Source organism: Streptomyces sp. NPDC101776, from assembly GCF_044766845.1.
GTDB lineage: Bacteria > Actinomycetota > Actinomycetes > Streptomycetales > Streptomycetaceae > Streptomyces.
In genome coordinates this window covers 107,184-132,592 of sequence record NZ_JBIWMV010000022.1, presented here as the reverse complement: position 1 = coordinate 132,592, position 25,409 = coordinate 107,184, and the positions used below count along the sequence as shown (strand labels likewise).

Annotated in this window: 24 protein-coding genes and 1 riboswitch; of the genes, 5 read left to right on the top strand and 19 right to left on the bottom strand. The window is 70.9% G+C overall.

Translation table 11 applies throughout. The annotated features are described in order from the left end of the window. Nucleotides 1-502: 502 nt before the first annotated feature. A complete protein-coding gene (locus ACIRRY_RS43040) occupies nt 503-2,113 on the bottom strand; it encodes an amidohydrolase (RefSeq protein ID WP_403984289.1) in 1,611 nt (536 codons plus the stop codon). 47 nt (nt 2,114-2,160) lie between these two features. Continuing rightward, nucleotides 2,161-2,601, bottom strand: coding sequence for an Lrp/AsnC family transcriptional regulator (locus ACIRRY_RS43035; protein ID WP_026150833.1), 441 nt, complete (start codon nt 2,599-2,601; stop codon nt 2,161-2,163). A gap of 269 nt (nt 2,602-2,870) precedes the next feature. On the opposite strand from ACIRRY_RS43035, the gene ACIRRY_RS43030 reads away from it, so the two are divergent. Next, a complete protein-coding gene (locus ACIRRY_RS43030) occupies nt 2,871-3,314 on the top strand; it encodes a hypothetical protein (protein WP_403984288.1) in 444 nt (147 codons plus the stop codon). Between the two features lie 10 nt (nt 3,315-3,324). Here ACIRRY_RS43030 and ACIRRY_RS43025 read toward each other — a convergent pair whose 3' ends face one another. The 6 genes from ACIRRY_RS43025 to ACIRRY_RS43000 form a co-directional block, all read right to left on the bottom strand. Further along, complete coding sequence (locus tag ACIRRY_RS43025) at nt 3,325-4,419, bottom strand: phosphotransferase family protein (protein WP_403984287.1); 1,095 nt, start codon at nt 4,417-4,419, stop codon at nt 3,325-3,327. Nucleotides 4,420-4,530: 111 nt separating this feature from the next. Then, complete coding sequence (locus ACIRRY_RS43020) at nt 4,531-5,631, bottom strand: hypothetical protein (RefSeq protein ID WP_403984286.1); 1,101 nt, start codon at nt 5,629-5,631, stop codon at nt 4,531-4,533. Between the two features lie 619 nt (nt 5,632-6,250). Then, nucleotides 6,251-7,432, bottom strand: coding sequence for an acyl-CoA dehydrogenase family protein (locus tag ACIRRY_RS43015; protein ID WP_403984342.1), 1,182 nt, complete (start codon nt 7,430-7,432; stop codon nt 6,251-6,253). Between the two features lie 229 nt (nt 7,433-7,661). After that, nucleotides 7,662-8,321, bottom strand: coding sequence for a TetR/AcrR family transcriptional regulator (locus ACIRRY_RS43010; protein ID WP_403984285.1), 660 nt, complete (start codon nt 8,319-8,321; stop codon nt 7,662-7,664). Nucleotides 8,322-8,386: 65 nt separating this feature from the next. Further along, a complete protein-coding gene (locus ACIRRY_RS43005; RefSeq protein ID WP_403984284.1) occupies nt 8,387-8,533 on the bottom strand; it encodes an SCO1431 family membrane protein in 147 nt (48 codons plus the stop codon). A gap of 128 nt (nt 8,534-8,661) precedes the next feature. Beyond that, complete coding sequence (locus ACIRRY_RS43000) at nt 8,662-10,041, bottom strand: peptidase C39 family protein (protein WP_403984283.1); 1,380 nt, start codon at nt 10,039-10,041, stop codon at nt 8,662-8,664. 217 nt (nt 10,042-10,258) lie between these two features. Between ACIRRY_RS43000 and ACIRRY_RS42995 the strand changes: the two genes are divergently transcribed. Then, nucleotides 10,259-10,879 carry a uridine kinase gene (locus tag ACIRRY_RS42995; protein WP_403984282.1) on the top strand — a complete coding sequence of 207 codons (621 nt, stop codon included), beginning with the start codon at nt 10,259-10,261 and terminating at the stop codon, nt 10,877-10,879. A 434-nt stretch (nt 10,880-11,313) separates the two neighbouring features. Further along, nucleotides 11,314-13,173 (top strand): AAA family ATPase, encoded by a 1,860-nt coding sequence (locus tag ACIRRY_RS42990; RefSeq protein ID WP_403984281.1) that lies wholly within the window; start codon nt 11,314-11,316, stop codon nt 13,171-13,173. Nucleotides 13,174-13,304: 131 nt separating this feature from the next. Here the strand turns inward: ACIRRY_RS42990 and ACIRRY_RS42985 are convergent, their stop codons facing one another. The 9 genes from ACIRRY_RS42985 to ACIRRY_RS42945 form a co-directional block, all read right to left on the bottom strand. Next, nucleotides 13,305-14,363, bottom strand: coding sequence for a hemolysin family protein (locus tag ACIRRY_RS42985; RefSeq protein WP_403984280.1), 1,059 nt, complete (start codon nt 14,361-14,363; stop codon nt 13,305-13,307). Continuing rightward, on the bottom strand, nt 14,360-15,694 hold the full coding sequence (locus ACIRRY_RS42980; RefSeq protein ID WP_403984279.1) for a hemolysin family protein: 1,335 nt from the start codon (nt 15,692-15,694) through the stop codon (nt 14,360-14,362). The genes ACIRRY_RS42985 and ACIRRY_RS42980 overlap by 4 nt, the downstream gene beginning before the upstream one ends. A gap of 176 nt (nt 15,695-15,870) precedes the next feature. After that, entirely contained in the window at nt 15,871-16,314 is a 444-nt protein-coding gene (locus tag ACIRRY_RS42975; RefSeq protein WP_403984278.1) for a PH domain-containing protein, read from the bottom strand. Nucleotides 16,315-16,328: 14 nt separating this feature from the next. After that, nucleotides 16,329-17,177, bottom strand: coding sequence for an ATP phosphoribosyltransferase (gene hisG / locus ACIRRY_RS42970; RefSeq protein WP_403984277.1), 849 nt, complete (start codon nt 17,175-17,177; stop codon nt 16,329-16,331). Nucleotides 17,178-17,236: 59 nt separating this feature from the next. After that, nucleotides 17,237-17,509, bottom strand: coding sequence for a phosphoribosyl-ATP diphosphatase (locus tag ACIRRY_RS42965; RefSeq protein ID WP_018534786.1), 273 nt, complete (start codon nt 17,507-17,509; stop codon nt 17,237-17,239). Nucleotides 17,510-17,543: 34 nt separating this feature from the next. Further along, nucleotides 17,544-18,029, bottom strand: coding sequence for a 6,7-dimethyl-8-ribityllumazine synthase (gene ribH / locus ACIRRY_RS42960; RefSeq protein ID WP_019059681.1), 486 nt, complete (start codon nt 18,027-18,029; stop codon nt 17,544-17,546). A gap of 49 nt (nt 18,030-18,078) precedes the next feature. Further along, entirely contained in the window at nt 18,079-19,422 is a 1,344-nt protein-coding gene (locus tag ACIRRY_RS42955) for a bifunctional 3,4-dihydroxy-2-butanone-4-phosphate synthase/GTP cyclohydrolase II (RefSeq protein ID WP_403984276.1), read from the bottom strand. Then, complete coding sequence (locus ACIRRY_RS42950; RefSeq protein WP_403984275.1) at nt 19,419-20,063, bottom strand: nicotinamide riboside transporter PnuC; 645 nt, start codon at nt 20,061-20,063, stop codon at nt 19,419-19,421. The genes ACIRRY_RS42955 and ACIRRY_RS42950 overlap by 4 nt, the downstream gene beginning before the upstream one ends. Continuing rightward, the gene (locus ACIRRY_RS42945) at nt 20,060-20,662 is read right to left on the bottom strand and encodes a riboflavin synthase (protein WP_399122318.1); all 603 of its coding nucleotides are present in this window, start codon (nt 20,660-20,662) and stop codon (nt 20,060-20,062) included. Before ACIRRY_RS42945 ends, ACIRRY_RS42950 begins: the two co-directional genes overlap by 4 nt. Before the next feature lie 148 nt (nt 20,663-20,810). Further along, nucleotides 20,811-20,944, bottom strand: a riboswitch (FMN riboswitch). 258 nt (nt 20,945-21,202) lie between these two features. Here ACIRRY_RS42945 and ACIRRY_RS42940 point away from each other — a divergent pair. Continuing rightward, nucleotides 21,203-22,084, top strand: coding sequence for an RNA polymerase sigma-70 factor (locus ACIRRY_RS42940; protein ID WP_403984274.1), 882 nt, complete (start codon nt 21,203-21,205; stop codon nt 22,082-22,084). 59 nt (nt 22,085-22,143) lie between these two features. On the opposite strand, the gene ACIRRY_RS42935 is transcribed toward ACIRRY_RS42940, so the two are convergent. After that, nucleotides 22,144-23,487, bottom strand: coding sequence for an ROK family transcriptional regulator (locus tag ACIRRY_RS42935; RefSeq protein WP_403984273.1), 1,344 nt, complete (start codon nt 23,485-23,487; stop codon nt 22,144-22,146). 161 nt (nt 23,488-23,648) lie between these two features. Between ACIRRY_RS42935 and ACIRRY_RS42930 the strand changes: the two genes are divergently transcribed. Further along, the gene (locus ACIRRY_RS42930) at nt 23,649-24,860 is read left to right on the top strand and encodes an MFS transporter (RefSeq protein ID WP_403984272.1); all 1,212 of its coding nucleotides are present in this window, start codon (nt 23,649-23,651) and stop codon (nt 24,858-24,860) included. On the opposite strand, the gene ACIRRY_RS42925 is transcribed toward ACIRRY_RS42930, so the two are convergent. Then, nucleotides 24,820-25,278 (bottom strand): acyl-CoA thioesterase, encoded by a 459-nt coding sequence (locus ACIRRY_RS42925; protein ID WP_403984271.1) that lies wholly within the window; start codon nt 25,276-25,278, stop codon nt 24,820-24,822. The genes ACIRRY_RS42930 and ACIRRY_RS42925 overlap by 41 nt on opposite strands. Nucleotides 25,279-25,409 lie beyond the last annotated feature (131 nt).

The window sequence follows — 25,409 nt, the reverse complement described above, 5'->3', positions numbered from 1 at the left end:
CCACCATAGTGGCCACGGCCTGGGATGACGTGCCACGTCGTTCGTACGGTGGTGTCGATTCGACAAGAACGGGGTAAGACTGCCCTTTTTGGCACCCGACTACTGCGGATGGGGGCCCGGCGCCCTTCGGGCCGACCTGGGACCCGCCGGCTGCGGGTCGACCAAAGCCGTTGTCTACTGGACGTCCGGGCCCCACCCGGGTCACACCAGCCGACCGGCCGGAACGTTCCCTCGCCGTGGCGCGGGCGCTGAGCCTGGCTCCCAGTGGCGGTGCCCGGTGCGGCACACCGTCCCTGACCCAGCGGCGCTTCGGCGATTGTTCGGAGGTTCCCCGGTCGGGCGTCCGGTGGTGGACTCGGACGAACCTACCGGCCCCCTGCGCCCGCCTGTCAACAGCCGTCTGATCTGCACTTTCTCCCCCAAATGGCTGGTCAGGGCAGAGGATGCGCAGGTCGCGCGACAGGGCGGAGGGCGTGGATCGGGGGCGCGCCACCCCGGGAGATCACTCGCCCGGCCGTACGAACACCGTTCGTCCGCCGACGACGGTCCGCAGACAGACCGGAAGGTCGCCGCCCGGCGTCAGGTCGGGCAGTCCGGGTGTGCCGGAGCGCGGGTCGGTCGACCAGCGCGCGACCCGGTCGTCGGGCGCCTGCACCACCAGGGCGTCGGTCCGCCAGACGGCGTAGTCGGCGGGCGCGCCCGGCACCAGGGCACCCGCGTCGTCCCGTCCTACGGCCCGCCAGCCGCCCCGCGTATGCGCGGTGAACGCGGCCCGCACGGAGACGCGGTGTTCAGCCGTCCGGTGGAACGCGGCGGCGCGGACCGTCCCCCACGGGTCGACCGGGGTGACCGGGCTGTCCGAGCCGAAGGCGAGCGGCACACCGGCCCGCAGCAGGGCCGCGAAGGGGTTCAGGGCACGCGCCCGCTCCCGGCCGAGGCGCTGGACGTACATGCCCTCCTCGCCGCCCCACAGCGCGTCGAAGGCGGGCTGCACGGAAGCGGTCAGACCCAGCTCGGCGAAGGCCGCGATGGTCTCCGGGGTGAGCATCTCGGCATGTTCGACCCGGTGCCGGGCGGCGCGGACGCGGCCCAGGCCGACCTTCTCGGCGGCTGCGCGGACACCGTCGACCACCGCGGTCACCGCGGCGTCCCCGATGGCGTGGAAGCCCGCCTGGAGGCCCGCCTCGGTACAGGCGACGACATGGGCGGCCACGGCGTCCGCGTCCAGATAGGCGATACCGGTGTGCCCGGCGTCGGAATACGGCTCATGCAGACAGGCGGTGTGCGAGCCGAGAGCCCCGTCCACGAAGAGATCCCCCGCCGCTCCTACGGCGCCCAGCTCCCGCGCTTTCGCGACGCCCTCTTCGGCCCGCTCGGCCCAGTAGCCGACGACCCGCGGCCCCGGCTCCTCGGCGGCGAGCCGCAGCAGGCCCGTGAAGTCGTCCTCGGAGGAGATGTCGGGCCCGGCGCACTCGTGGACCGAACCGACGCCCAGGGAGGCCGCGTGGGCGAGGGCGGTGCGCTGGGCCTCGACGCGCTGTTCCGGGGTGATGGCGGCGAGCGCGGTGGCTCGTACGGCGTGATGGGCGTCGGCGGTGAGGGGGCCGTCCGGCGCCTCGAAGCCGGGGACCAGGTCGAGCAGGGCCGTGGTGACGACCGCGGAGTGGACGTCGATGCGGGAGAGGTAGAGCGGGCGTCCGCCGGTCGCCGTGTCGAGTTCGGCGCGGGTCGGCGGGCGGCCCCCCGGCCAGCGGGCGGCGTCCCAGCCGTGGCCCAGCAGGACGCGGTCGGCCGGGCGGGCGGCGGCGAAGTCCCGGACGAGGGACAGCGCCGTCTCCAGGGAGGGCGCGTCGGACAGGTCGAGGCCGGTGAGCGCGAGGCCGGTGGCGGTGGTGTGCACATGTGCGTCGGTGAACGCCGGGGTGACCAGCGCGCCGTCCAGGTCGACCACCTCGTCGACACCGTCCGCGAAGGCGTCGGCGGCGCCCTCGGAGCCGACCCAGGCGACCAGGCCGCGCTCGACGACCATCGCGGTCGCGAACGGGTCGGCGGGGCTGTGGACTTCGCCGCGGCGGAGCAGGACGGTGGCCGGTTCGGGGGTGCGCTCACTCATGGGGAACAGTCTCGCGCCTCGCCGGCGACGGCCCGCACGCAGGTCGGTCAGATGCGCGGCGGACGGGCCTCGTAGGGCGTCGACAGCACCACCGTGGTCCGCGTCGAGACGCCCGCCAGGCCGCGCAGCCGGGCCAGCAGCTCCTCCAGTTCGTGCGGGGTGGAGACCCGCACCTTGAGGATGTAGTTCTCGTCGCCCGCGACGCTGTGACAGGCCTCGATCTCGGGGACGTCGGAGAGACGGTCCGCGATGTCGTCGGGGGCGCTGGGGTCGAACGGTTTCACCGAGATGAAGGCGGTCATGGGCAGACCCACCGCCTCCGGGTCGACGACCGCGGCGTACCCGCGGATGACGCCACGCTGCTCCAGCCGGCGCACCCGTTGGTGCACGGCCGACGTGGACAGGCCCGTGGCCTTGCCCAGGTCTGTGTAGCTCATCCGCCCGTCCTTGACGAGCAGCTGCACGATTTGTCGGTCCAGCTCCTCCATGGCGCAAGAACTTACATGGCGGCTGATCTCCTCCGATAGCTCAGCGGCGCAGGTCATACCCGGTTCGTGATGTTGCCGGGTGCGGCCTGTGAGTCAGCTGGGGACAAACCCGCCGCCGCGGGCATCTGCGGGCGGCATGTGACGAACGCCACAGGCCTCGAACGGTCTCCGTGATGGTCTCGTGATTACCGCGGAGACCGGGCGGGAAGTGCTTGCTGTGGTCGAGGCCGCAGCGCCTTCACGGCCCAGCCCAGTAGGGGGAGAAACCCATGCAGAGTGTCAAGCGCCCTGGCCGCACCGCGCCCAAGCGGCCGCAGCTCGTCGTCGAGTTCGATCCGGAGGGCCTCGACTCCGAGGGCCCCGACGGCTTCGAGGCCGATGAACCCGACGCGTACGACACCTTCGAGATGTACCGGGTGATCTGCCCGGACTGCGTGCAGCCCATCGCGCTCCTCGCGGACGAGGAGGTTCTGCCGGAGCACGCGCTGTGCGCCTCGCCGTGGAACCCGTTCGGGCTGACGGTCTGCGCCGGTACGGGGCGCGAGGCGTCCGACGCCCGCTCCGCCGACGAGTCCGCGGACCCTCAGGAGCAGGAGACCGCCCTGCTGTTGACGCTCCCTCAGGGCCTCGACTGGCGGACCCAGCCCTTCTCGCACGTCGGCGGCCCCAGCTCGCGCCCGATCCGGGTGCCCGACATGCGCCGCGCCGCCTGAGCGCACTCGCTCAACCCCAGTAGCTGCCCTGCACCATGGCCCGCAGGCTGTCGTGGTGCAGGATCAGTGTGTCCGGGTCCGCCGGAACGGCCACCTCCCCGAAGTACGCCTGCCGATAGGCGATGCGCAGCATCACGATCGCGTGCCGCAGGGCCGCGTACAGGGTGTGGAAGTCCATGTCGCGCGGGGTGTGGCCGGTGAGTTCGGCGTACCGGGCCTCCACCCGGTCCCGGCGGAAGAACTCCGGCAGACCGCGCTGGCCGAAGGCGACCGTGAGGTCCTGGAAGAAGCGGTGCAGATAGACGGTCCAGCCGAGGTCCACCTCGCGCGGGGCCAGGGCCGCCATCTCCCAGTCGAGGACGGCGACGGGGTCGAACCCGTCGTAGACGACGTTCCCGATGCGCGCGTCGCCCCAGTTGAGGACCGCCTCGCCCGGGTCGGCCGGCCAGAGTTCCGTGAGCCGGTCGAAGGCGCTCTCGATGAGCGGTGAGCGGGCGAGCCCGTCAACGACCCATTCGTAGTAGGCGCGTTGGGATGCGACGTGGCGGTGGAGGGCGTCGCCGTCGCCCGGGAGGGTGAGGAACTCGGCCTCCCCCAGCGGAACTTGGTCGTGCAGGCGGGCGATGAGCCCGACCGAGACGGCCTCCAGGTGCTCACGCTCCGCATCGGTCGCCGCGTGCAGCCAATTGCCCTCGTACGTATAGGGCATGACGTCCGGCGGTACACGGCCCTCGGCACGTTCCATGACGAAGAACGGCGCGCCGAGCGGGCCGGGATCCTCCTCCAGCCAGCGCACCTTCGGCACCGGCAGATCCGTCCGGTCGGCGACCAGCCGCATGATGCGGTACTGGCGCGGGATGTCGTAGACCGGGAAGACGGTGTACGCCGCCGGGTCCGCCGCGAGTCTCAACGCGCAGGCGCGCAGCGGGGGTTCGGGGTGGTCGATGTCGAAGAGCAGGGTCTCGCTGGACATGCCGTTCGACGCGGGGACCCGGACGTCGACGGCCTGGCCACCGGGCAGACGGCTGTCGAGCCAGGCGGTGAGGCGCTGGGCGAGTTCGTCCGGGTCGCGGGTGGTCGTGCGGGGGCGGGGTGCTGTCGCCATGTCTCAACTCCCTTGCGGTGCGGCCGAGATCGCGTCTCTTCTCGCGTGCGCTGCCATCCGGATGTTCTCCCGACTCCCGTGTGCCGCCATCCGGACGCCGTTTCGACTCCCCTACGGCGCGACCGAGTCGAAGCCGGTGAAGCCGCTCGGGTCGTGGCGGCCGAAGGAGCCGTGTTCGAAGATGCCGTGGCCGATCCGGCCGTCGAGGCGGAAGCGGGCCGCGTGGTCGGTGACCCCGTAGGCGGCGAGCGGGGTGGGCCGGGTGAGGTCGTAGGTGCGGCGGTCGAGCCAGTCACGGCCGCGCCAGGTGCCGTGCTGCCAGTCGTCGGCGGGTGGGTAGCCGGCGCCGATCGCCAGGGGTGAGGAGGTCAGGATCTCGACCTCGAGTTCCTGCGGCTTGCGGGTGTCGCCGAGGTGGATGAGGGCGCGCTCGGGGTGCCGGGTGCCGGAGCGATAGGTGATCTCGGCCTGGGGCCAGCCGAGTTGGCGGTCGCGGTGGCCGGGGCGGACCACGGTCGCCTCGTTCAGGGAGCGGTGGCCGTCGGCGTCCTCCTGGACGACGACCATCAGGAACCGGTCCTCGAAGCGGACCGGGCACCAGATCCAGTGGAAGCCCTCGGTCGGGTGCTCCTCGGCGAGCCGGCCGCCCTCCTCGCCGGGGACGGGCCGTACGCCCCAACTGCGGTCCCGGGTACCGGTCCAGCCGTCGGCGGTGACCCGGAACTCCTCGTCGCCCGCGCGGATCACCCCCTCCACCCCGCCGGCCTGGACGAACCGGCGCCCTTCGAGGGTGAGCCGGTCGCCGCGGTACTGGACGTGATGGGGTTCCCAGAGGGCCGGGCACTCGGCCGTCCAAGTCAGGTCGTACGAGAGGGAGTTGTCCTCGCAGCGCAGGCGCAGTCGGTGCAGTGGTTCCTCTACCTCGATGCGCAGCGGGCCCACGGCGAGGTGCATGCGGTCGTCGCCGAGGGCGTCCGAGGCGCGGACGGCGTGCAGTGTGTCGCCGGTGCGGAGGGTCGCGTAGGCGTCGATCACGCCGACGTTGGGGTAGACCCCGAGGCCGAGGATGAGCAGGGCGCGGCCCTCGTGGTCGAGGACGTGGAAGATGCAGCGGTCGTAGGCGTTCCGGTCGCCGGTCGCGACGTGCTTCATCGACAGGGGGACCTGGTGCACGGGGTACTCGTCGAGGGGCACGGGACGGTCGTCTGCCACGGCTAACCTCCCCTGGGGACAGTGGGGGTGACGGTACGTCAGGTCGGGTTCGGTAGCCAGACCCGTGACCTGTACGCCGGTGAACTCACGCTCGATTACCGGCGCCGGTGACCTGTGGAAGCGTCCCTGCGTTGCCCTGGTATGACCCCCACATATGCGCCGGCCGGGCGTCAGCGCCGGATCTTCGTCCCCGTACCGGAAGAATCGGTTCCGCCGGCGCCGCCGCAGCCCCAGGATCCGCCCATCTACCTTGATCTCATGCGGAGTTGGGCCGACCGGGGCCGCACCCTGCCGGGGCGTCACGACCCGGAGTGGGCGCGGTTGGCGGCGCCGCCGCTGGGTCTGTCCGGCGGATCGGGCTGGAGGGAGTCGACGGCGCCCGATCGGCACTGGTGAGCGGGGCGCGGTGCGTGCGGCGGCAGGACGGAGGAGACGTCGGCGTCAGGCGGCTGTCGCCGCGGGCGACGCGACGGATTCCCCCGGCCCGTGACGCTGGAGGCGTCCCACGCCCGACGCCCGACGCCCGACGCCCGACGCCCGACGCCCGACGCCCGACGCCCGACGCCCGACGCCCGACGCCCGACGCCCGCGGCATGATCCACCGAACAGGGCCCCGGCCTCAGCCGGATCGGCGGACTTCGGGACCCGCCAGGTGGCGGGCGATGACCATGCGCTGGATCTGGTTGGTGCCCTCGACGATCTGCAGGACCTTGGCCTCGCGCATGTAGCGCTCGACCGGGAAGTCCGCGGTGTAGCCGTAGCCGCCGAGGATCTGGACGGCGTCGATGGTGGCCTTCATCGCGGCGTCGGTGCAGTGCAGCTTGGCCATCGCGGCCTGTTTGGCGAACGGGCGGCCCGCGTCGCGCAGCCGGGCCGCCGCGAGGTAGAGCGCGCGGCCCGCCTCGATCTGGGTGGCCATGTCGGCGAGCATGAAGCGCAGGCCCTGGAAGTCGGAGATCGGGCGCCCGAACTGCTGTCGGCCGCTCGCGTACGCCACCGCCTCGTCGAGCGCGGACTGGGCCAGGCCGATCGCGCAGGCGGCGATGCCGAGCCGGCCGGAGTCCAGTGCGGACAGAGCGATCGCGAAGCCCTGCCCCTCCTCGCCGAGGCGCCGCTCGTCGGAGACACGGACCCCGTCGAAGTGGACCTGGGCGGTGGGCGAGCCCTTCATGCCCATCTTCTTCTCCGGGACCGCGCCACTCAGACCGGGCGCGTCACCGGGCACCAGGAAGGCACTGATCCCGCGCGGGCCGTCCTCGCCGGTGCGGGCCATGACCGTGTAGAAGTCGGCGATGCCGCCGTGCGTGATCCAGGCCTTGGTGCCGTTGATCACCCAGTCCTCGCCGTCGCGGACCGCCTTCGTACGCAGGGAGGCCGCGTCCGAGCCGGAGGACGGTTCGGAGAGGCAGTAGGCGCCGAGCAGGCCGCCGCCGAGCATCGCGGGCAGGTGCTCGACCTGCTGCTGCTTGGTGCCGTAGTTGGCCAGCGCGTGGCAGGACAGCGAGTGGACGCTGACGCCGAGGCCGACGGTGAGGCGGGCCGCCGCGAGTTCTTCGAGTACCTGGAGGTAGACCTCGTAGGGCTGGTCGCCGCCGCCGTACTCGGAGTCGTACGGCAGGCCGAGCAGTCCGGAGCGGGAGAGCAGGGTGAAGATCTCGCGCGGGAAGTGTCCGGCGTCCTCTTCCTCGGCCGCCCTCGGGGCGATCTCGCGCTGCGCGATGTCGCGGGCCAGCGAGATCAGATCCCGGGCCTCGTCCGTGGGCAGTTGCCGGTCCACCGGTTGCGGGGCGCGGTCGGGCATGGCGACGCTCTCCTCCCTGTCGGGCACTTCGGCGGGCGTACGCCTTGGGTCGAGGCGACGCGGCCGGGTACCGCACGGATGCGGCCGCTGTTCCGCTTCCGGGTCTCGGAAGCGGCTGACCAGCGGCTCTGCGCTGTGAGTATGCCCGATCGGAGGTCTCTCGTCACCAGTTAACGACCGCTTACTTCAAGAATAGCCCGGTCGTCCGGAAGGGGGCGGGAGCGCCGATTCAGCCGTCCCGGCGGGCCGGCTTCGGCGTCGGGTAGGCGGGGTCGAGTTCCTCGATGGCGCGCAGGGTGCCGCCGAGGGTCTTCACGAGGAGTTCGCGCATCGTCTCGCGGGAGAGGTCGGAGGTGCTGATCCACTCAAGGGTCGCGCCCTCGACGCTGCACACCCAGCCGAACAGGGCCATGCGCGCGAGCCGGGAGATGTCGGTACGGCCGTAGGCCCCTTCGGCGATGGTCGCGACGATCGCCGCGCGCACCCCGTCACGGATGGCGTGCACCTCGGTGTCGAAGCCGACGCCGCCGCTGACGATCGTGCGGTACGCGGCCTGGTTGTGCTCGGCCCAGCGCAGATAGCTGTCCATCGTCCGCTGCACACGGTCCAGTTGGGGCAGTTCGAGGCCGCTCGCCGCGAAGGTCACCAGGTCGGCGACCGAGTCGTTGATGATCGCCAGGTAGTAGCCGCGCTTGGACTGGAAGTAGTAGTAGATCAGCCCCTTGGCGACGTGGGCCTGCCGCGCGATGTCGTCCATCGACAGTGCGTCGTAGGACGTGTCGGCGAACAACTTCCGGCCAATGGTGATGAGTTCGGCGCGGCGCGCCAAGGAACGCTCGGTACCGCGCGCCCGAGGACGTGCGACGTCACGCTGCTGACTGATTTCCAATTTCGACTCTGGCTCTCCAACTGGGCTGGGTCAACCGCAGTATGGCAGGTCGGGTATGCGTCAGGTCACAGGAGGCCGATTTGGGTCACGAGCATCGCGATCACCACGACGAGGGTCCAGCCCATGATGTGCTCGGCGATCTTCGGGCCGTCGCTCTTGGGGCCGCCGGTACGGGTACGGGCGCGGGCGGACGTGGCTGAGTGTGCGGTCATGGTGGCTCGCAGAGGTCGGATGTGTGGTGGACTCCCCCCTTCTGTCCACCTTGCCATCCCTGTCGTCTTTTGCGCCGGAGACCTTGGTCACAGGAAACCTCGGTACACCTCGGTCTCCGGGGCAGGGGTCAGCGCACGCCCACCGCCGCGAGCGCCTCGCGCTGGGCGGCGGTCGGGTGCGCCGGGAAGTAGAGGTAACAGACGCCGCCAGTACCGGAGGCGACCTTGCCGGAGGCGTTGTACCGCTTGGTGCGCAGCCAGATGTTCTCGAACTCGCGCCGGGCGTAGACGCGGCGGACGGCCGGATCGCTGGGCGAGTTGGGGTCGTTGGCGATCACGTCGCCGTCTGCGGTGAAGCCGATCACCGTCATCAGGTGGCCGGAGGTGCCGTAGCCCGCGCCGGTCAGTTCGCCGCTCAGGAACGACTGTGACGTTATGGCCGGGATGCCCGCCGCGATCAGTGTCTCCAGGTCGCCGAGCGAGCCGAGCCGGGTGACCACGCCCTGGAGGTCCCTGTACGTGGCCGCGTAGGCGGCGTTGAACGGCCAGTTGCCGCAGCCCTTGTACTGGTGGTCGTAGGTGAAGCGGGCCGCGTTGTCGACCTGCGGGTCCGCGTAACCCGGGTCCACCCAGGCGAGTTGGGCGGGGGTGAGCCGGCCGCCCCAGTACTCGATGATCATCTGCGAGGAGGTGGGGCTGCACCAGGCCTCGCCGCCGTTGTCGTACTCGGGGTACTGGCCGACGTGGATCTCCTGCGAGTAGCGCGGGACGGTCAACTCCCGTGTCAGGCGCGGAGTTGAGGCCGGGACCGTGAAGCGGTCCGGGACGTCGGAGCCCATCGCGCCGAGCCGCCACACGGCGGGGGTGAGCTTGGTGCCGGGCTTGCGGTAGAGCGTCAGACGCAGCCGGTACGACGCGAGGCGCAGCCCCGTGGCCGTGTCGTCGATCGCGAAAGTGTCCGTCCAGATCGTGGACTTCCCGTCCGTCTGGTCGTCGACGGAGGTCCGCTTGATGTCCTGGTCGCCGGCCGCCCAGCGGCCCATCACATACCAGGGGGTGTCCGTGCCGTCGGAGTACGTGCCGCGCAGTTCGACCTGGATCCAGGTGCCGGCGGGGGTGTGGGCGTTCCAGGAGGCGATGGTCTCCGTCGCCGGGACGGAGAGTCTGTGGACGGGGGACGTCCAGGTCGCGTACTCCCAGGTCGAGGTCCTGCCGGTGTGCGGGTCCGGGTAGTCCACGCTGCCGAGGGCGGTGTCGATCGCGAGACCGGGGCGGGAGCCCTCGACGGCACGGGTGCCCCGGGCGGTGCCGCGGCACCAGTCGGCGTAGCTGGTCCACGCGTGGTAGTCGACCTGGCCGGTCGGGGCCCGGTCCGTGTCTGCGGACTCGGCGGTGTCGGCGACGGCGGGGACCGCGCCGCTCACCACGGCGGCGCCGACCGCGGCGGCCAGGACGGTCCTGCGCGAGGGCTGTTCGGCCCGTCGGGACGGCTGTTCGGCTCTGCTCATGGGCGGAAGACCCCCGGGTGTTCCGAGTAGGGACAGATCCAGTGCACGGCTGTGCGCCCAACTATGGGCACGGACAGCACGTCCCTGCCAGCACTTCGGGCCGCGCCACACCCACCAATATTGGTCTCGACCACTGGCATGACCTGGGAGGGGAGCCGCCGCTCCCTAGACTGCCCTGGCACCCTCCGGCATCGCCCACGACCTCCCGGGACCAGTCATGCACGACCTCGCCCACCGGCTCCGCCGACTCCCTCCGTCCTGCGGCCCGGTCCGGCTCGTCGGTGTCGACGGGCACGCCGGATCCGGGAAGTCCACGTTCACCGGGCAGTTGGCCGAGGCCCTGGGCGGCGCCCCCGTCCTGCACCTCGACGATCTCGCCACCCACGAGGAACCGTTCGGCTGGACCGACCGACTGCTGAGCCAGGCGATCACCCCGCTCGGCCGCGGCGAGACCGCCCACTACTTCCCCTACGACTGGCACGCCCGCCGCTTCGGCTCCCCGCGCGCGCTGCCGCCCGCGCCCGTGGTCCTCGTCGAGGGGGTCGGTGCCGGGCGCCGGGAGCTGCGCCCGTTCCTGGCGGGGCTGCTGTGGATGGAGTTCCCCCGCGAGAAGGCCTGGGCACGGGGACGGCTGCGGGACGGGGCGGAGCAGCGGGACTTCTGGGACGGCTGGGTCGAGGCGGAACGCGAACACTTCGCCAAAGACCCTTCGCGCCCCCACGCGGACTTCCTGGTAAGGCAGTTGAGGGAGGGGTACGAGGTACTCACGGGGCCTTCAGGGACGATTGGACCGGACCACGGGGTGACCCACGGTGACGAACCGCCCGCAGTGTGCTGAACTTGTGAAGACCCTTCCGCCTGAACTTCTCTGAGTGCCTCAACTCGGCTTGACCCAGGGGCCGTACAGGTCTTACGTTCTGGATGTGCGGCCGGTTCGAAGCCGCCCAGAGTCGCGAAGCCCCCGGTTGTTCCCCCGTGATCGGGGGCTTCGTTCTGCTCCCAGCCCGTTTTCCGGCCGTCACGAGCCGTGATTTGCTCACCCTGGGTCACCGTCTTGAGTGCGCCCCATCTGCTCCCACCTCGCCAAACGGCCTGTGCGGCACCCTTCGATGGGCGACTGCCCCGCAGGTACGATGCCCAGGGTGCGAGCGACGGACGGCTGCTTCGCGCACCACGGCAACTCCCGTCCGCGGCACAGCGGTTCGACCCAGACTGCCGACGGGCGCCGGCCCGGCGGCGAATCAACGGGGGCACGGTTTGTGGGGGGACGTGATGGACTTCGGCACGCAGGGCCCCGAGGCCCCGGCCGACCTCGCGTGGCTGCGAGGCGTGGACGCCTACACGATGGGCGCTTATCCGCAGGCGGAGGAGGAGTTCCGCAACGCGGTTCGGATGGATCCCGGGATGGCCGACGGCTGGCTCGGACTGCACGCGCTGCGCGTCGAGACGACGACCGCGCTGCTGCGGATGTACCGGCACCGGGAACGCTTCGGGGAACAGCGCACCAGGCACCGCCGTACGCTCAACTCCTGGTACTGGCTGGGCTGGTGGGTCCAGCCCGTGCTGGAGAGCCCGCGTGATCTGCTGCTCGCGCACGCCTCGCACTGGCTGGACGGCCGCCATGTGCCGGAGCTGGACCGGGCGTTGGCGGGACTGCCGCCCGTGGACACCGACCACCAGGTCCGCTTCCTGCACGCGTGCCGCGCCTATCTGGTCAAGGACTGGGAGCAGCTGGTCCGGCACACGGACCCGCTGATCAACGACCAACTCCTCGGTATCGAGGCCGGGTTGTTCGGCGGGATGGCCCGGGTGCGCCTTGAGATGTACGGCCAGGCCGAGCCGCTCCTGTCCTCCGCGCTGATGCGCTGTCGCAGCGAGCAGCCGCAGCGCAAGGAGCTGCGGTACTGGCTGGCGCGGGCCCACGAGGGCACCGGGCGCAGTGCCGCCGCGCTGCCCCTGTACCGGGCGGTGCACCGCGTCGACCCCGCGTTCATGGACACCTCGGCGCGGCTCGCGGCGATCACCGACTCCGACGGGTACGACGACTCCGAGGACGTGACCGACCTCGCGGCGATCACACTCTCCGGTGGGGCGGACGCACTGGAGGGACCGGACGGGCTCGATCCGCTGTTCGGCGCGGAGGGGCGCGATCTGAAGCTGTCGGAGCCCGGTCTGCCGCCGACCGGGCCGCTGTCCTCCGCGGCCGACTCCGTGCGCGAGAAGACCTCGAATCCGGTCCTGCCGCTGCCGACCGGGCCCACCGATCCCGTCCTGCTGGAGGAGGCGCTCAACGAGCTGGAGCGCATGGTGGGGTTGGAGCCGGTCAAGCGCCAAGTCAAGGCGCTGTCCGCCCAGTTGAACATGGCCAGGCTGCGTGCCGGGCAGGGGCTGCCGGTCCAGCCGCCGAAGCGGCACTTCGTCTTCTCCGGGCCCTCCGGTACCGGCAAGACCACCGTGGCCCGCATCCTCGGGCGGGTCTTCTACGCCCTCGGGCTGCTCGGCGGGGACCATCTCGTCGAGGCGCAGCGGGCCGATCTCGTCGGTGAGTATCTCGGTCAAACGGCCGTGAAGGCCAACGAGTTGATCGATTCCGCGATCGGCGGGGTCCTCTTCGTCGACGAGGCCTACTCGCTCTCCAACTCCGGTTACGGGAAGGGGGACGCGTACGGCGACGAGGCGTTGCAGGTGCTGTTGAAGCGGGCCGAGGACAATCGCGATCACCTCGTGGTGATCCTGGCGGGCTATCCGGAGGGGATGGATCGGCTGCTCGCGGCCAACCCCGGGTTGTCGTCCCGGTTCACGACCCGCGTCGACTTTCCCTCGTACCGGCCGCTTGAACTCACGTCCATCGGTGAGGTGTTGGCGGCGGAGAACGGGGATGTGTGGGACGAGGAGGCGTTGGACGAGTTGCGGTCCATCGCCGGGCACGTGGTTGATCAGGGGTGGATCGACGAGCTGGGGAACGGGCGGTTCCTGCGGACGCTGTACGAAAAGAGCTGTGCGTATCGGGATCTGCGGTTGTCTGTGTATCCCGGGATGTTGTCTCGGGATGATCTGTCGACGTTGCGGTTGCCGGATCTGATGCAGGCGTATGGCGAGGTGTTGTCTGGGCGGGGGCCTGCCGGGGGTTGAGCGGTACGCGCTGGGTGGGGTGGTTCTGTTGATTCGCGGCCGCGGGCCGGTGGGGGGTGTCGCGCCCGCGCGGCGGAGCCGCAAATAGACACAGCCCCGCGCCCCTAAGAACGGGGCACGGGGGACGCGTGTCAGCTGGGTACCGTTTCCTTCAGTTTCTGGGTCGGGACCTCCCTGTGGGCCGGGTCCGTCACCTCGCCCACCAACAGCTCCAGTACGTCCTCCATGGCCACCAGGCCGAGCACCTTGCCGGAGGCGTCCGCCACCTGGGCCAGGTGCGTGGCGGCGCGGCGCATGACCGTGAGGGCGTCGTCCAGGGGGAGTTCGGAGCACAGCGTCGTCATGGGGCGCCAGATCTGTTGCGGGACGGCCCGTTCGGACTCCTCCAGGTCGAGTACGTCCTTGACGTGGAGGTAGCCCATGAAGGCGCCGGTCTCCGCGGCGATCGGGAAGCGGGAGTAGCCGGTGCGGGCGGTGAGGGCGACGATCTCGCCCGGGGTGACCGAGGGACTGACCGTCACCAGGTTCTCGCGGCGGAGCAGGACATCGGTGACCGGGCGGGAGCCCAACTCCAGGGCGTCCTCCAGGCGTTCCTGTTCCTCGGGGTCGAGGAGGCCCGCCTGGCCGGAGTCCTCCACCAGGCGGTTGAGCTGTTCGCTGGTGAAGACGGCCTCGACCTCGTCCTTGGGCTCGACGTGGAAGAGCCGCAGGATGCCCTGGGCGACGGCGCCGAGGGCCACGGTGATCGGCCTGCAGACCCGGGCGAACGCGACCAGGCCGGGGCTGAGCCACATAGCGGCCTTCTCCGGCGCGGCCATCGCGAGGTTCTTCGGGACCATCTCGCCGATGACGAGGTGGAAGAAGACCACGGCGGCGAGCGCGAGGACGTAGCCGAGGGGATGGATCACGCCCTCGGGCAGGTGCATCCACTCGAAGACCGGTTCCAGTACGTGGGCGATGGTCGGCTCGGCGACCGCGCCCAGGGTCAACGAGCAGACGGTGATGCCGAATTGGGCCGCGGCCATCATCTGCGGCAGCCGTTCGAGGCCGTAGAGGACCTGGCGGGCGCGGGCCGTGCCGAGGGGTTCGATCTGGCTGCGGCGGACGGAGACGAGGGCGAACTCGGCGCCGACGAAGAAGCCGTTGGCGAGCACCAGGAGGACGGCGAAGAGGAGCTGGAGGACGGTCATCGGGCCGCCTCCATGACGTTCACGGCGGGAGCCGTGCGGACCAGGCGGACGCGTTCGGCGCGGTAGTGGCCCACCTGGCGTACCGAGAGCCGCCAGCCGGGGAGTTCGGCCTTGTCGCCGGGGGCCGGGATGCGGCCCAGGAGGTCGGCGACCAGTCCGGCGACGGTCTCGTACGGGCCCTCGGGTACGTCCAGGCCTATGCGCTGGAGGATGTCGACGCGGCAGCTGCCGTCCGCGTCCCAGGCCGGCTTGCCGTCCTCCGGGGGCGCCGCGGCGAGTTCGGGTACGTCCTGGCCGTCGTGCTCGTCGCGGACCTCGCCGACGAGTTCCTCGACGATGTCCTCCAAGGTGACCACTCCGGCCGTACCGCCGTACTCGTCGACGACGACGGCGATCGGCTGCTCGCTGCGCAGCCGGGCGAGGAGGGGCTGGACGGGCAGGGTCTCGGGGACCAGCAGCGGGGACTTGGCGATGCTGGTGACGGGGGTGCGGAGTCTGGCGTGCGAGGGCACGGCCAGGGCGTCCTTGAGGTGGACCATGCCGACGATCTCGTCGATCTTCTCGCGGTAGACGGGGAAGCGGGACAGACCGGTGGCGCGGGTCAGGTTGACCACGTCCTCGGCGGTCGCGGAGGACTGGAGGGCGCTGACCTTCACACGCGGGGTCATGACGTGCTGCGCGGTCAACTCGCCCAGCGACAGCGTCCGTACGAAGAGATCGGCGGTGTCCTGTTCCAGCGTGCCGGCCTGCGCCGAGTGCCGGGCCAGGGAGACGAGTTCGCCCGGGGTACGGGCCGAGGCCAGCTCCTCGGTGGGCTCGACGCCCAGGGCGCGGACGAGCCGGTTGGCGACGGTGTTCAGCGCGGAGATCACCGGGCGGAACAGCCGGGCGAACGCGTGCTGCGGCGCGGCGACGAAGCGTGCGACCTGCAAGGGCCGCGACACCGCCCAGTTCTTGGGCACGAGCTCGCCGATCACCATCTGTACGGCGGAGGCGAGCAGCATGCCGACGACCACGGCGACGCCGGAGACGGCGCCCTCGGGGATGCCGATCGCGCTGAACGGGCCGTGCAGCAGTTCCGCCAGGGCCGGTTCGGCGAGCATGCCGACGACCAGGGAGGTGATGGTGATGCCGAGCTGGGTGCCGGAGAGCTGGAAGGACAGCTCCTTGAGCGACTCGACGACCGTGGCGGCCCGTCGGTCGCCCTCGGCGGCGGCCTTCTCGGCCTCGGGACGCTCCACGGTGACGAGCCCGAACTCGGCGGCAACGAAGAAGCCGTTGGCCAGAATCAGCAGGATCGCCGCTCCGAGGAGCAACAAGGGGATGGTCATGCCGCCGCCTCGATATGTCGGGAGGGGGCGGCGCAGGTACTACAGGACGATCCGTCCATCGCTGGAGGGAGTCACTCCTCGGGTCGCAGGGTGCCTCTGAGGAACAGGGGGAACCTCGGTGGCGGAGGCGGGAACGAAAAACGCCACCGACAACAGATTAATCAAGACATGGCCATCTACGGCAGATCCCTCTGGGACCTGTCCTCGGCGAGCGCCCGCAGAGTGCGCGCGTCGGCGATGGCCCGCTCCTTGGCGATACCGGGCTGGATGCCGAGTACGGGGAGGCTGGTGCCGTCGCTGAGGTTGAGGAAAACCCAGGGATCGCCGGGCCGCAGGTTCACCTGGAGGATCTCGGCCCACTCCAGATGGCGCCTGCCGGCGATGTTGACGACGGTGACACCGGTCTCGTCGGCGACGACCTTCACGCGCGCGAGCAGGGCCAGCACGGCGAAGAGGAGGGCACCGGTGAAGACGAAGCTGAGCTTCTCCCCCGGGCCGAGCTGCTCGAGCAGCAGCGCGACGGTCGTGATGACGACGAAGATCGCGGCGCCCGCGGTGAGCAGTACGGCACGGGTGCGGCCCGGCCGGAACGTGACCGGCAGGGCGGGGAGTTGAGACATGGCTGGCGTGTTCCTCAGAGACGGCAGGCGTGGATGGCCGTCGTCAGGATGGCCCGGGCGCCGATGTCGTAGAGGTCGTCCATGATCCGCTGCGCTTCCTTGGCGGGGACCATCGCGCGGACGGCGACCCAGCCCTCGTTGTGCAGCGGGGAGACGGTCGGGGACTCCAGGCCGGGGGTGAGCGCGACGGCCTTCTCCAACTGCTCGACCCGGCAGTCGTAGTCCATCATCACGTACGTACGGGCGACCAGGACGCCCTGGAGGCGGCGCAGGAACTGCTGGACCTTGGGCTCCTCGGCATCGGCGCCCTTGCGGCGGATGACGATGGCCTCGGACTTCATGATGGGATCGCCGAAGACCTCAAGGCCCGCGTTGCGCAGGCTGGTGCCGGTCTCGACGACGTCCGCGATGACCTCGGCCACACCGAGTTCGATGGCGGTCTCGACGGCGCCGTCGAGGTGGACGACGGAGGCGTCGATGCCGCTGTCGGCCAGGTGCTTGGCGACGATTCCCTCGTACGAGGTGGCGACCGTCATGCCGTTGAGGTCCTCCATGCTGCTCGCCGCGCCGGGCTTGGACGCGAAGCGGAACGTGGAGCGGGCGAAGCCGAGCGGGAGGATCTCCTCCGCGGAGGCGGCCGAGTCGATGAGCAGGTCGCGCCCGGTGACGCCGATGTCGAGGCGGCCGGAGGAGACGTAGATCGCGATGTCGCGGGGGCGGAGGTAGAAGAACTCGACCTCGTTGACCGGGTCGACGATCCGCAGTTCCTTGGACTCCCGCCGCTGCTGGTAGCCGGCCTCATGCAGCATGTCCGCCGCAGGTCCTGACAGGGAACCCTTGTTGGGGACGGCGATGCGCAGCATGAGGTCGGCTTCCTTCGCGTGAAATGGGGTGATCTGTCGCAAACGGTTCTGAACTGGTTTTACAGGTGGGCGTAGACGTCGTCCAGCGAGATTCCGCGGGCGACCATCATCACCTGGACGTGGTAGAGCAGCTGCGAGATCTCCTCGGCGGCTGCTTCCTTGCCCTCGTACTCGGCGGCCATCCAGACCTCGGCGGCCTCTTCTACGACCTTCTTGCCGATGGCATGGACGCCCTTGCCGACCAGTTCTGCGGTGCGGGAAGTGGCGGGGTCGCCCGTGGCGGCCTTCTGCTGGAGCTCGGTGAAGAGCTCCTCGAACGTCTTATTGGACATGGTGCTGCCCACCCTATTGCAAACAATCGTGGGCTTAACGCCACGGTTCAGATACTGAGCGGAGGGTGGCCGCCGTCGCCACGGCCGCCGTCACCGCCTCGTGCCCCTTGTCCTCGTTCGAGCCCTCCAGGCCGGCCCGGTCGAGGGCCTGCTCCTCGGTGTCGCAGGTCAGGACGCCCATGCCGACGGGGACGCCGGTCTCGACGGAGACCTGGGTGAGGCCCTGGACCACGCCCTGGCACACGTACTCGAAGTGCGGGGTGCCGCCCCGGATGACGACGCCGAGGGCGACGATCGCGTCGTAGCCCCGGCCCGCCAACACCTTTGCCACGACCGGGAGTTCCCAGCTGCCGGGGACCCGGAGCAGGGTCGGCTCGTCGATCCCCAGGTCGTGCAGGGCGCGCAGGGCGCCGTCCACCAGACCGTCCATCACCTTTTCGTGCCACTGTGCCGCGATGACGGCGACCCGCAGGTCTCCGACGTTGCGTACGGACAGTTCGGGTGCGCCCTTGCCGCTCACGTTCTCTTGTCTCCTAGAAGTGTGATTGCCGTGGAAGTGCGATTGCCGGTTACTGGTTGCCGCAGGTCGACACGGGGGCCGCGTCCAGCCAGGGCAGGTCGTGCCCCATGCGGTCCCGCTTGGTGCGCAGGTAGCGGAGGTTGTGCTCGCCCGCTGTCACGGGCATCGGCTCCCGGCCGATGACCTTGAGGCCGTGCCGGACGAGCGCGTCGGTCTTGTCGGGGTTGTTGGTCATCAGGCGCAGGCTGTGGACGCCGAGGTCCTCCAGGATCTGCGCGCCGGCGCCGTAGTCCCGGGCGTCGGCGGGCAGGCCGAGCTCCAGGTTGGCGTCGAGGGTGTCCCGGCCGCGCTCCTGGAGTTCGTACGCCCGGAGCTTGGAGAGCAGGCCGATGCCGCGCCCCTCGTGGCCGCGCAGGTAGACGACCACTCCCCTGCCCTCCTCCTGGATGCGCTCAAGGGAGGCTTCCAGCTGGGGGCCGCAGTCGCAGCGCAGGGAGTGGAAGACGTCGCCGGTGAGGCACTCGGAGTGGACGCGGACCAGGACGTCCTCGCCGTCGCCGATCTCGCCGTGGACGAGGGCGACGTGCTCGACGCCGTCGACGGTGGAGCGGTAGCCGTAGGCCGTGAACTGGCCGTGACGGGTCGGGAGTTGGACCTCGGCCTCGCGGCGGACGGTGGGTTCCGCGGTCTGCCGGTAGGCGATCAGGTCCTCGATGGAGATGATCGTCAGGCCGTGCTTGCGGGCGAAGGGGATCAGTTCGGGGAGGCGGAGCATACGGCCGTCCTCGCCCGCGATCTCGACGATCGCTCCGGCCGGGCGCAGGCCCGCGAGGCGGGCGAGGTCGACGGCGGCCTCGGTGTGGCCGTTGCGGACCAGCACGCCGCCGGAGCGGGCGCGCAGCGGGAAGATGTGGCCGGGGCGGACCAGGTCGTCGGCCTGGGCGCTGCCGCTCGCGAGGACCTGAAGCGTGGTCGCGCGGTCGGCGGCCGAGATACCGGTGGTCACACCGTGAACGGGGGACGCGTCCACCGACACTGTGAACGCGGTTTTCATCGACTCGGTGTTGTCCTCGACCATCTGCGGGAGCCGGAGCCGGTCCAGCTCCTCGCCCTCCATCGGGGCGCAGATGAGGCCGCGGCACTCGCTCATCATGAAGGCGATGATCTCGGGGGTGGCCTTCTCGGCGGCGATGACGAGGTCGCCCTCGTTCTCGCGGTCCTCGTCGTCGACGACCACGACGGGGCGGCCGGCCGCGATGTCGGCGATGGCCTGCTCTACCGGGTCGAGCGAGAAGTCCTCGAAACCGTCGGTGCTGTACAGGATCGGCGGGATAGAAGGGGTGACGCGAAGCGTCTCGTTCAGGGCGGTGGTGGGTGACGGGCGGGCTGTCATGCCGGCGCTCCTTCCAGGACGGGCTGCGGGGCCTTGCGGGAGCGCAGCCACCAGTCGCGCATGCCCCACAGGACGAGTGCGCCGTAGATGACGTAGACGAAGCCGGAGAACGCGAAGCCGTTGGCGAAGTTGAGGGGGACGCCGACGAGGTCGACGAGGAGCCAGGCGAACCAGAACTCGACCATGGCGCGGGCCTGGGCGTACATGGCGACGATCGTGCCGACGAAGATGTAGGCGTCGGGCCACGGGTCCCAGGACAGGGAGGGGTACGCCTTGAAGAGGGCGGCGACCGCGACCGTTCCCACGGCGGCGGAGCCGACGAGGATCGCGCGTTCGCGCCAGGTGGCGAAGCGGGGGGTGATGTGGCCGTCGCCGGACCGGCCCCTGCCGCCGTTCCACTGCCACCAGCCGTAGACCGCGACGACCATGACGACGATCTGCTTGCCTGCGCTGCCGGAGAGGTGGGCGGTGGCGAAGGCGGCGAACAGGATCACTCCGGAGACGAACTGGGTGGGCCAGCTCCAGATCGAGCGCCGCCAGCCGAAGGCCAGCGCGATCAGGCCCACCACGTTGCCGATCATGTCCGACCACTTGATGTGCTGGTCGAACAGGACGAAGGCCTCGGAGTTGAGCCAGTTCACGGGGTCACCTCGCGGTCGCCCATGAGCCGCTCGACGTACTTGGCGATGACGTCCACTTCGAGGTTGACCGGGTCGCCGGGCTGCTTGAGGCCGAGGGTGGTCAGGTCGAGGGTGGTGGGGATGAGGCTGACCGTGAAGTAGTCCGGGCCCGCGTCGACGACGGTGAGGCTGATGCCGTCGACGGTGATGGAGCCCTTCTCGACGACGTAGCGCGTGAGGTCGGCCGGGAGGGAGATCTTGACGAGCTCCCAGTTCTCGGACGGCTTGCGCTCCAACACGGCGCCGGTGCCGTCGACATGGCCCTGCACGATGTGTCCGCCGAGGCGGGCGCCGAGGGCCATCGGGCGTTCGAGGTTGACGCGGGAGCCGACGGCGAGGGCGCCGAGGCTGGAGCGGTTCAGGGTCTCGGCCATGACGTCGGCGGTGAACTCGTCACCCTCGTGCTCGACGACGGTGAGACAGACGCCGTTCACGGCGATGGAGTCGCCGTGCTTCGCGCCCTCGGTGACGATGGGGCCGCGCAGACGAAAGCGGGACGCGTCGTCGAGACTCTCGACGGCGGTGACCTCACCCAGCTCTTCGACGATTCCGGTGAACACTTCCCGGGTCCTCCTGCCTCATAGGGCACGGACTCCGGGGCCTGTCGAAGACGACAGAATGAACGAGCGAGGACACCTAGGGCGACGCCGGACAGAACCCGCCCACGCAGGACGAGCCGATACGGCGGCGCGCACGAATGCCCGCCCGCCGCGCACTGCCTCCCATCCGGACTTTAACCGTCGGTCCAGGAATTCCACCTGGTCAACCGGCCGCTGAACAACACGGACGGGTCGCGGACTATAACCGCCGGTTCGGACTTTCACCGACCCCGGAGTGCGCTGCTTCTGGTACACGGCCAGTGTGCCACGCCCGGCAAGGGTCCATCCAGGTGAAGAGTGTGGGCTGGCTCACAGACAGTGTCGATGGACTTCTCAAGCGGCCCCTACCTGCTGAATCATATGGTCTAGTCCTTTTTGGATCTCCGGAGGGGACACCCCTGGACCGGTCCGGCGGTGGTGACGACGGCCCTTGCCCACCGCCGGGCCACTCAGCGGGCAGCCCCTGCTGTGGTGCGGCCCGGCTTCTGTCAGGCTGGGCGCATGACGATCGCCGACGAGTTCGAGGCGCATCGGCCGCGGTTGTTCGGCCTGGCCTATCGCCTGCTCGGTTCCGCGGCCGAGGCGGAGGACACGGTCCAGGACGCGTATCTGCGGTTCGACGCGGCCGAGCGGACCGGGATCGAGCACCCCGGGGCCTGGCTGGCGAAGGTCGTCACCAATCTCTCCCTCACCCGGCTGACCTCGGCCAGGGTCCGCCGCGAGCAGTACGTCGGCACCTGGCTCCCGGAGCCCGTGATCACCGCGGACGGCACCCTCGGCCCCTTCGAGTCGGCCGAGCAGCGGGACGCCGTGTCCATGGCGATGCTGGTCCTGCTGGAGCGGCTCACCCCGGCCGAGCGCGCGGTGTACGTGCTCCGCGAGGCGTTCGCCTACGGCCACCGCGAGATCGCCGGCGTCCTGGACCTCACCGAGGCCAACTCCCGCCAGCTGTACCGGCGGGCGCTCCAACGGGTGGGCGATCCGGACTCCCGCTTCGACGCCCGGCCCGAGCACCAGGAGGAGCTGGTCGCGTCGTTCATCACGGCGGCCCGCGAAGGCGATCTGGCCACCCTGGAGAAGGTCCTGGCCACCGACGCGACCTGGTGGGCCGACGGCGGCGGCAAGGCCAACGCGACCCGCCGTCCGATCGAGGGCCGCGACAAGGTCGTACGACTCCTGATGGGCGTCTCGGAACGGTGGACGACAGGGCTGGAGTTCACCCCCGCCGAGATCAACGGCACGAGCGGGCTGACGGTCTGGGCGGGGGACGCGCTGATCGGTGTGCTGTCGTTCGAGGTGCGGGGCGGGTTGATCGGGGAGGTTCGGGCCGTGGTGAATCCGGAGAAGCTGGGGTTTGTCCGGGGTCAGTTGGCGGGGGCTTAGAGGCCGCCAACAAGCAGCCGGTACGCGGGAGTTGACGACCGCGCCGGGTGACCCGTCGGCTAGCCGAACAGGTCGTTCTGGGCGCCGTCCTGTGCGGTCAGGAGCGCCCCGCGCAGGACGGCCGCGCCACCGAGGACGCTCGGGCGTACCTCTGCGGGCAGGGGGGACATCCGGACGATCCGCTCGGCGACCCGTACGGCGAGTTCGTCGCCGCCGGCCTGCCCGACCTCGCCACCGAGGACCACACAGCCGGGGTCCAGCAGCGCGACGACGGAGGCGACGCCGAGGGCGAGACGGTCGGCGAGGGTGTCCAGGAAGCGGGCCGCGGAGGCGAGTTGGGGGTCGTCGGTGCCGGGGGTCGCGTCTCGCGTGGGCGGCGGCTGCCCGGCGTCGGTGGTGGCGGAGTCGGGCCTGCCGGTCCCAGTGCCGTCCGGTGCCTCATCGGCTCCGACCGCTCCGGCCACTTCGGCGCCGACCCCCAACTCCCCCCGCCCCACCCCCGCAACCGCCCACCGAACAACCTCCGCCGCACCACCCCAGTCCCCCGCGGCGGCACCCCCTCCCCCCAACACCCCACACTCCCGCGCCAGTTCAAGCACCGCCCCCGCACCCGCGAGCGAGTGAAAACCCCCCTCGCAGTCCATCGCCGAGGGCAATCCCCTTGTCCCCGGCACCGGGAGGAAGCCGATCTCGCCCGCGCCCCCCGACGCACCCCGGCGTACCACCCCGTCCAGGACCACCGCCGCGCCGATGCCCATGCCCAGCCAGAGCAGGACGAACGTGTCGCGGTCGTGGGCCGCGCCGTCGCGTTGTTCGGCGAGGGCCGCGAGGTTGGTCTCGTTCTCCACGACGATGCGGGCGTCGGGGAGGCGTTCGTGGAGGGCGGCGACCAGGCGGCGGTGCCAGGCGGGCAGGCCCGTGGTGTCGCGGAGTTCGCCGGTGGTCGGGTCGATGAGGCCGGGGGCGCCGATGGCCACGGTGTGGAGCTGCTCCGCGCCCGCCTCCTTCGCGGCGCGTTCCACGAGCGCGACGGCCTGCTCGACCGCCGGTCCCGTGCCCGAGTCGCCGTCGATCGGTACGGACGCCTCGGCCAGCACCCGGCCCACCAGGTCGGAGACGAGCACGGAGACGCCCTCCGTACGGACGTCCAGCGCGGCCAGATACGCGCGGTCGGCGACGATCCCGTACAACCGGGCGTTCGGGCCCCGCCGTTGCTCCCCGGACTCACCGACCATCTCGATCAGCCCGGAGGCCGTGAGGCGTTCGACGAGGTCGGCGACGGTCGGCCGGGACAGTCCGGTGCGCTGCTTCAACTGCCCTGCCGTCAGCGGGCCTTCCTGCTGCAACAGCCGCAGGGCGAGCCGGTCGTTGATGGCCCGGGCGGTGCTCGGGGATGCGGGCATGCCGGGAATCCTCCCAGATCGAGGGGGTGCGACGGGCGGCCGGTATTTCTCTATCTATCAGGCAGGGTTCCTGATAGTTTACGCGGCGCAAGCGGGGATGGGACCACGCGAGCGGGACTTGACCAGCAGGGAACAGCGGGAACAGCAGGAGGGGCCGGACAATGAGCGAAGTGGTCTACGACCGACACGAGGTGAAGCGCGCCCGGTACGCCGTGGCGGCCGTCTTCACCGTGCACGGCGCGGTCACCGGCTCGTTCGCGACCCGCGTGCCGTGGATCCAGGAGCACGCGCACGTCGCCGCGGGCTGGCTCGGATTCGCCCTGGCCTTCGGGGCGTTCGGCGCCTCCTGCTCGATGCCGCTGGCCGGCTGGATCACCCACCGCTTCGGCAGCCGCACGGCCCTGCGCGGGCTGATCGCCATGTGGACGATGTCCCTGGTCCTGCCGTCCCTCGCACCGAACCTGGTCACCCTGTGCCTGGCGATGTTCACCTACGGCGCGAGCGCGGGCATGGCCGACGTCGCCATGAACGCGCTCGGCGTCGAGGTCGAGCGGCTGCTCGACAAGTCGATCATGTCGGGGCTGCACGGCATGTGGAGCGCGGGCGCCCTGATCGGTTCGGCGGGCGGCACGCTCGCCGCCCACCTCGGCTCGGACGCGCGCGTGCACCACGCCATCGCCGCCGTGATCCTGACCGTGCTCGGGGTGACCGCCTGCCGCTGGGTGCTCGACATCCAGCCGGGGGTGGAGGAGGAGGCACCGCCCCGCTTCACACTGCCGCCCAGGTCGGCGCTGCTCATCGGCGCGGTGGGCTTCTGCGCGGTGTTCGCGGAAGGAGCCAGCCTCGACTGGTCGGCGGTGTTCCTGCACGACCAGTTGGGCACCTCGGCCGGGCTCGCGGCGGCCTCGACGACCGGCTTCATGCTGACGATGGCGGTGGCCCGGCTGGTGGGCGACGCGGTCGTCAACCGCTTCGGCTCGGTGCGTACGGTCCGCGCGGGCGGCGTCCTCGCCGTGCTCGGCGGGCTGCTGATCGTCCTCGCGGACAACCCGGCGCTGGCCATGGGCGGCTTCGCGCTGCTCGGTCTGGGCATCGCCGTGGTCGTCCCGCTCTGCTTCGCGGCGGCGGGCCGCAGCGGCCCGAACCCGAGCCAGGCCATCGCGGGCGTGGCGACGATCACCTACACCTCGGGGCTTGTCGCGCCGAGCCTGATCGGCGGGGTGGCCCAGGCGACGAGCCTCGTCGTGTCGTTCTGCCTGGTCACGGCGTTGGCGGGCGGGCTCGTGATCTTCGCGGGCGTGCTGCGCGCCGGGGACCGGGACCGCCCGAAGGTCAGTCCGCCGAGCGCAGCAGTGTCCGGCCCACGCTCCTGAACCCGTCGCTCCAGGGCGCGGGCCGCAGCGTCCCCGCGTCCAACCGGACGAGGACCCGGGTACCGGTGGCATACGTCGTCTCGCCCTCCTCCGAGCAGAACCGGAAGCCGTACGTCAGACCCGTGGTGCCGAGCCGGTCCAGCCAGAGGTGGACCGCGTACGCACCCGGCCTGGTGACCGGCGCCTCGTAGCTGATCAGCAGTTCCTTCACCACGTTGCAGGCGTCGCCGGCGCTCGCCCAGTCGCCGTCGAAGCGGACCCCGTGCTCCTGCCACAGCTCGGTCCAGGCCCGCTCGACGAGGAGCGGGTAGCGGGCGTTGTGCAGCATGCCGAGCGCGTCGAGGTCGTCGAAGTGGACGGTGACCGGTATGAGCCGGCCGTGGGACAGGGTCGTGGCGGACGGGGATGCGACGGTCACGGCGGGGCTCCCGAGCGGTGCTGAGTGGGGCGGTGGAGACTGTGGGGACGCCCCATTCTAAGCGACCGCTCAGGAACCCCTGTTCGAGAGGCCCAGGTCAGGCGGGCCGGTGCGGACCGGTCAGCCGGCGA

Coding starts and splice junctions, on each gene's coding strand:
- ACIRRY_RS42985 (WP_403984280.1), bottom strand. CDS start 14,363: ATGACCGTCCTCCAGCTCCTCTTCGCCGTCCTCCTGGTGCTCGCCAAC.
- ACIRRY_RS42995 (WP_403984282.1), top strand. CDS start 10,259: ATGCACGACCTCGCCCACCGGCTCCGCCGACTCCCTCCGTCCTGCGGC.
- ACIRRY_RS43025 (WP_403984287.1), bottom strand. CDS start 4,419: ATGGCGACAGCACCCCGCCCCCGCACGACCACCCGCGACCCGGACGAA.
- ACIRRY_RS42980 (WP_403984279.1), bottom strand. CDS start 15,694: ATGACCATCCCCTTGTTGCTCCTCGGAGCGGCGATCCTGCTGATTCTG.
- ACIRRY_RS42955 (WP_403984276.1), bottom strand. CDS start 19,422: ATGACAGCCCGCCCGTCACCCACCACCGCCCTGAACGAGACGCTTCGC.
- ACIRRY_RS43015 (WP_403984342.1), bottom strand. CDS start 7,432: ATGCCCGACCGCGCCCCGCAACCGGTGGACCGGCAACTGCCCACGGAC.
- ACIRRY_RS42990 (WP_403984281.1), top strand. CDS start 11,314: ATGGACTTCGGCACGCAGGGCCCCGAGGCCCCGGCCGACCTCGCGTGG.
- ACIRRY_RS43030 (WP_403984288.1), top strand. CDS start 2,871: ATGCAGAGTGTCAAGCGCCCTGGCCGCACCGCGCCCAAGCGGCCGCAG.
- hisG (WP_403984277.1), bottom strand. CDS start 17,177: ATGCTGCGCATCGCCGTCCCCAACAAGGGTTCCCTGTCAGGACCTGCG.
- ACIRRY_RS42975 (WP_403984278.1), bottom strand. CDS start 16,314: ATGTCTCAACTCCCCGCCCTGCCGGTCACGTTCCGGCCGGGCCGCACC.
- ACIRRY_RS43005 (WP_403984284.1), bottom strand. CDS start 8,533: ATGACCGCACACTCAGCCACGTCCGCCCGCGCCCGTACCCGTACCGGC.
- ACIRRY_RS43035 (WP_026150833.1), bottom strand. CDS start 2,601: ATGGAGGAGCTGGACCGACAAATCGTGCAGCTGCTCGTCAAGGACGGG.
- ACIRRY_RS42965 (WP_018534786.1), bottom strand. CDS start 17,509: ATGTCCAATAAGACGTTCGAGGAGCTCTTCACCGAGCTCCAGCAGAAG.
- ACIRRY_RS43040 (WP_403984289.1), bottom strand. CDS start 2,113: ATGAGTGAGCGCACCCCCGAACCGGCCACCGTCCTGCTCCGCCGCGGC.
- ACIRRY_RS42935 (WP_403984273.1), bottom strand. CDS start 23,487: ATGCCCGCATCCCCGAGCACCGCCCGGGCCATCAACGACCGGCTCGCC.
- ACIRRY_RS43000 (WP_403984283.1), bottom strand. CDS start 10,041: ATGAGCAGAGCCGAACAGCCGTCCCGACGGGCCGAACAGCCCTCGCGC.
- ACIRRY_RS42930 (WP_403984272.1), top strand. CDS start 23,649: ATGAGCGAAGTGGTCTACGACCGACACGAGGTGAAGCGCGCCCGGTAC.
- ACIRRY_RS42940 (WP_403984274.1), top strand. CDS start 21,203: ATGACGATCGCCGACGAGTTCGAGGCGCATCGGCCGCGGTTGTTCGGC.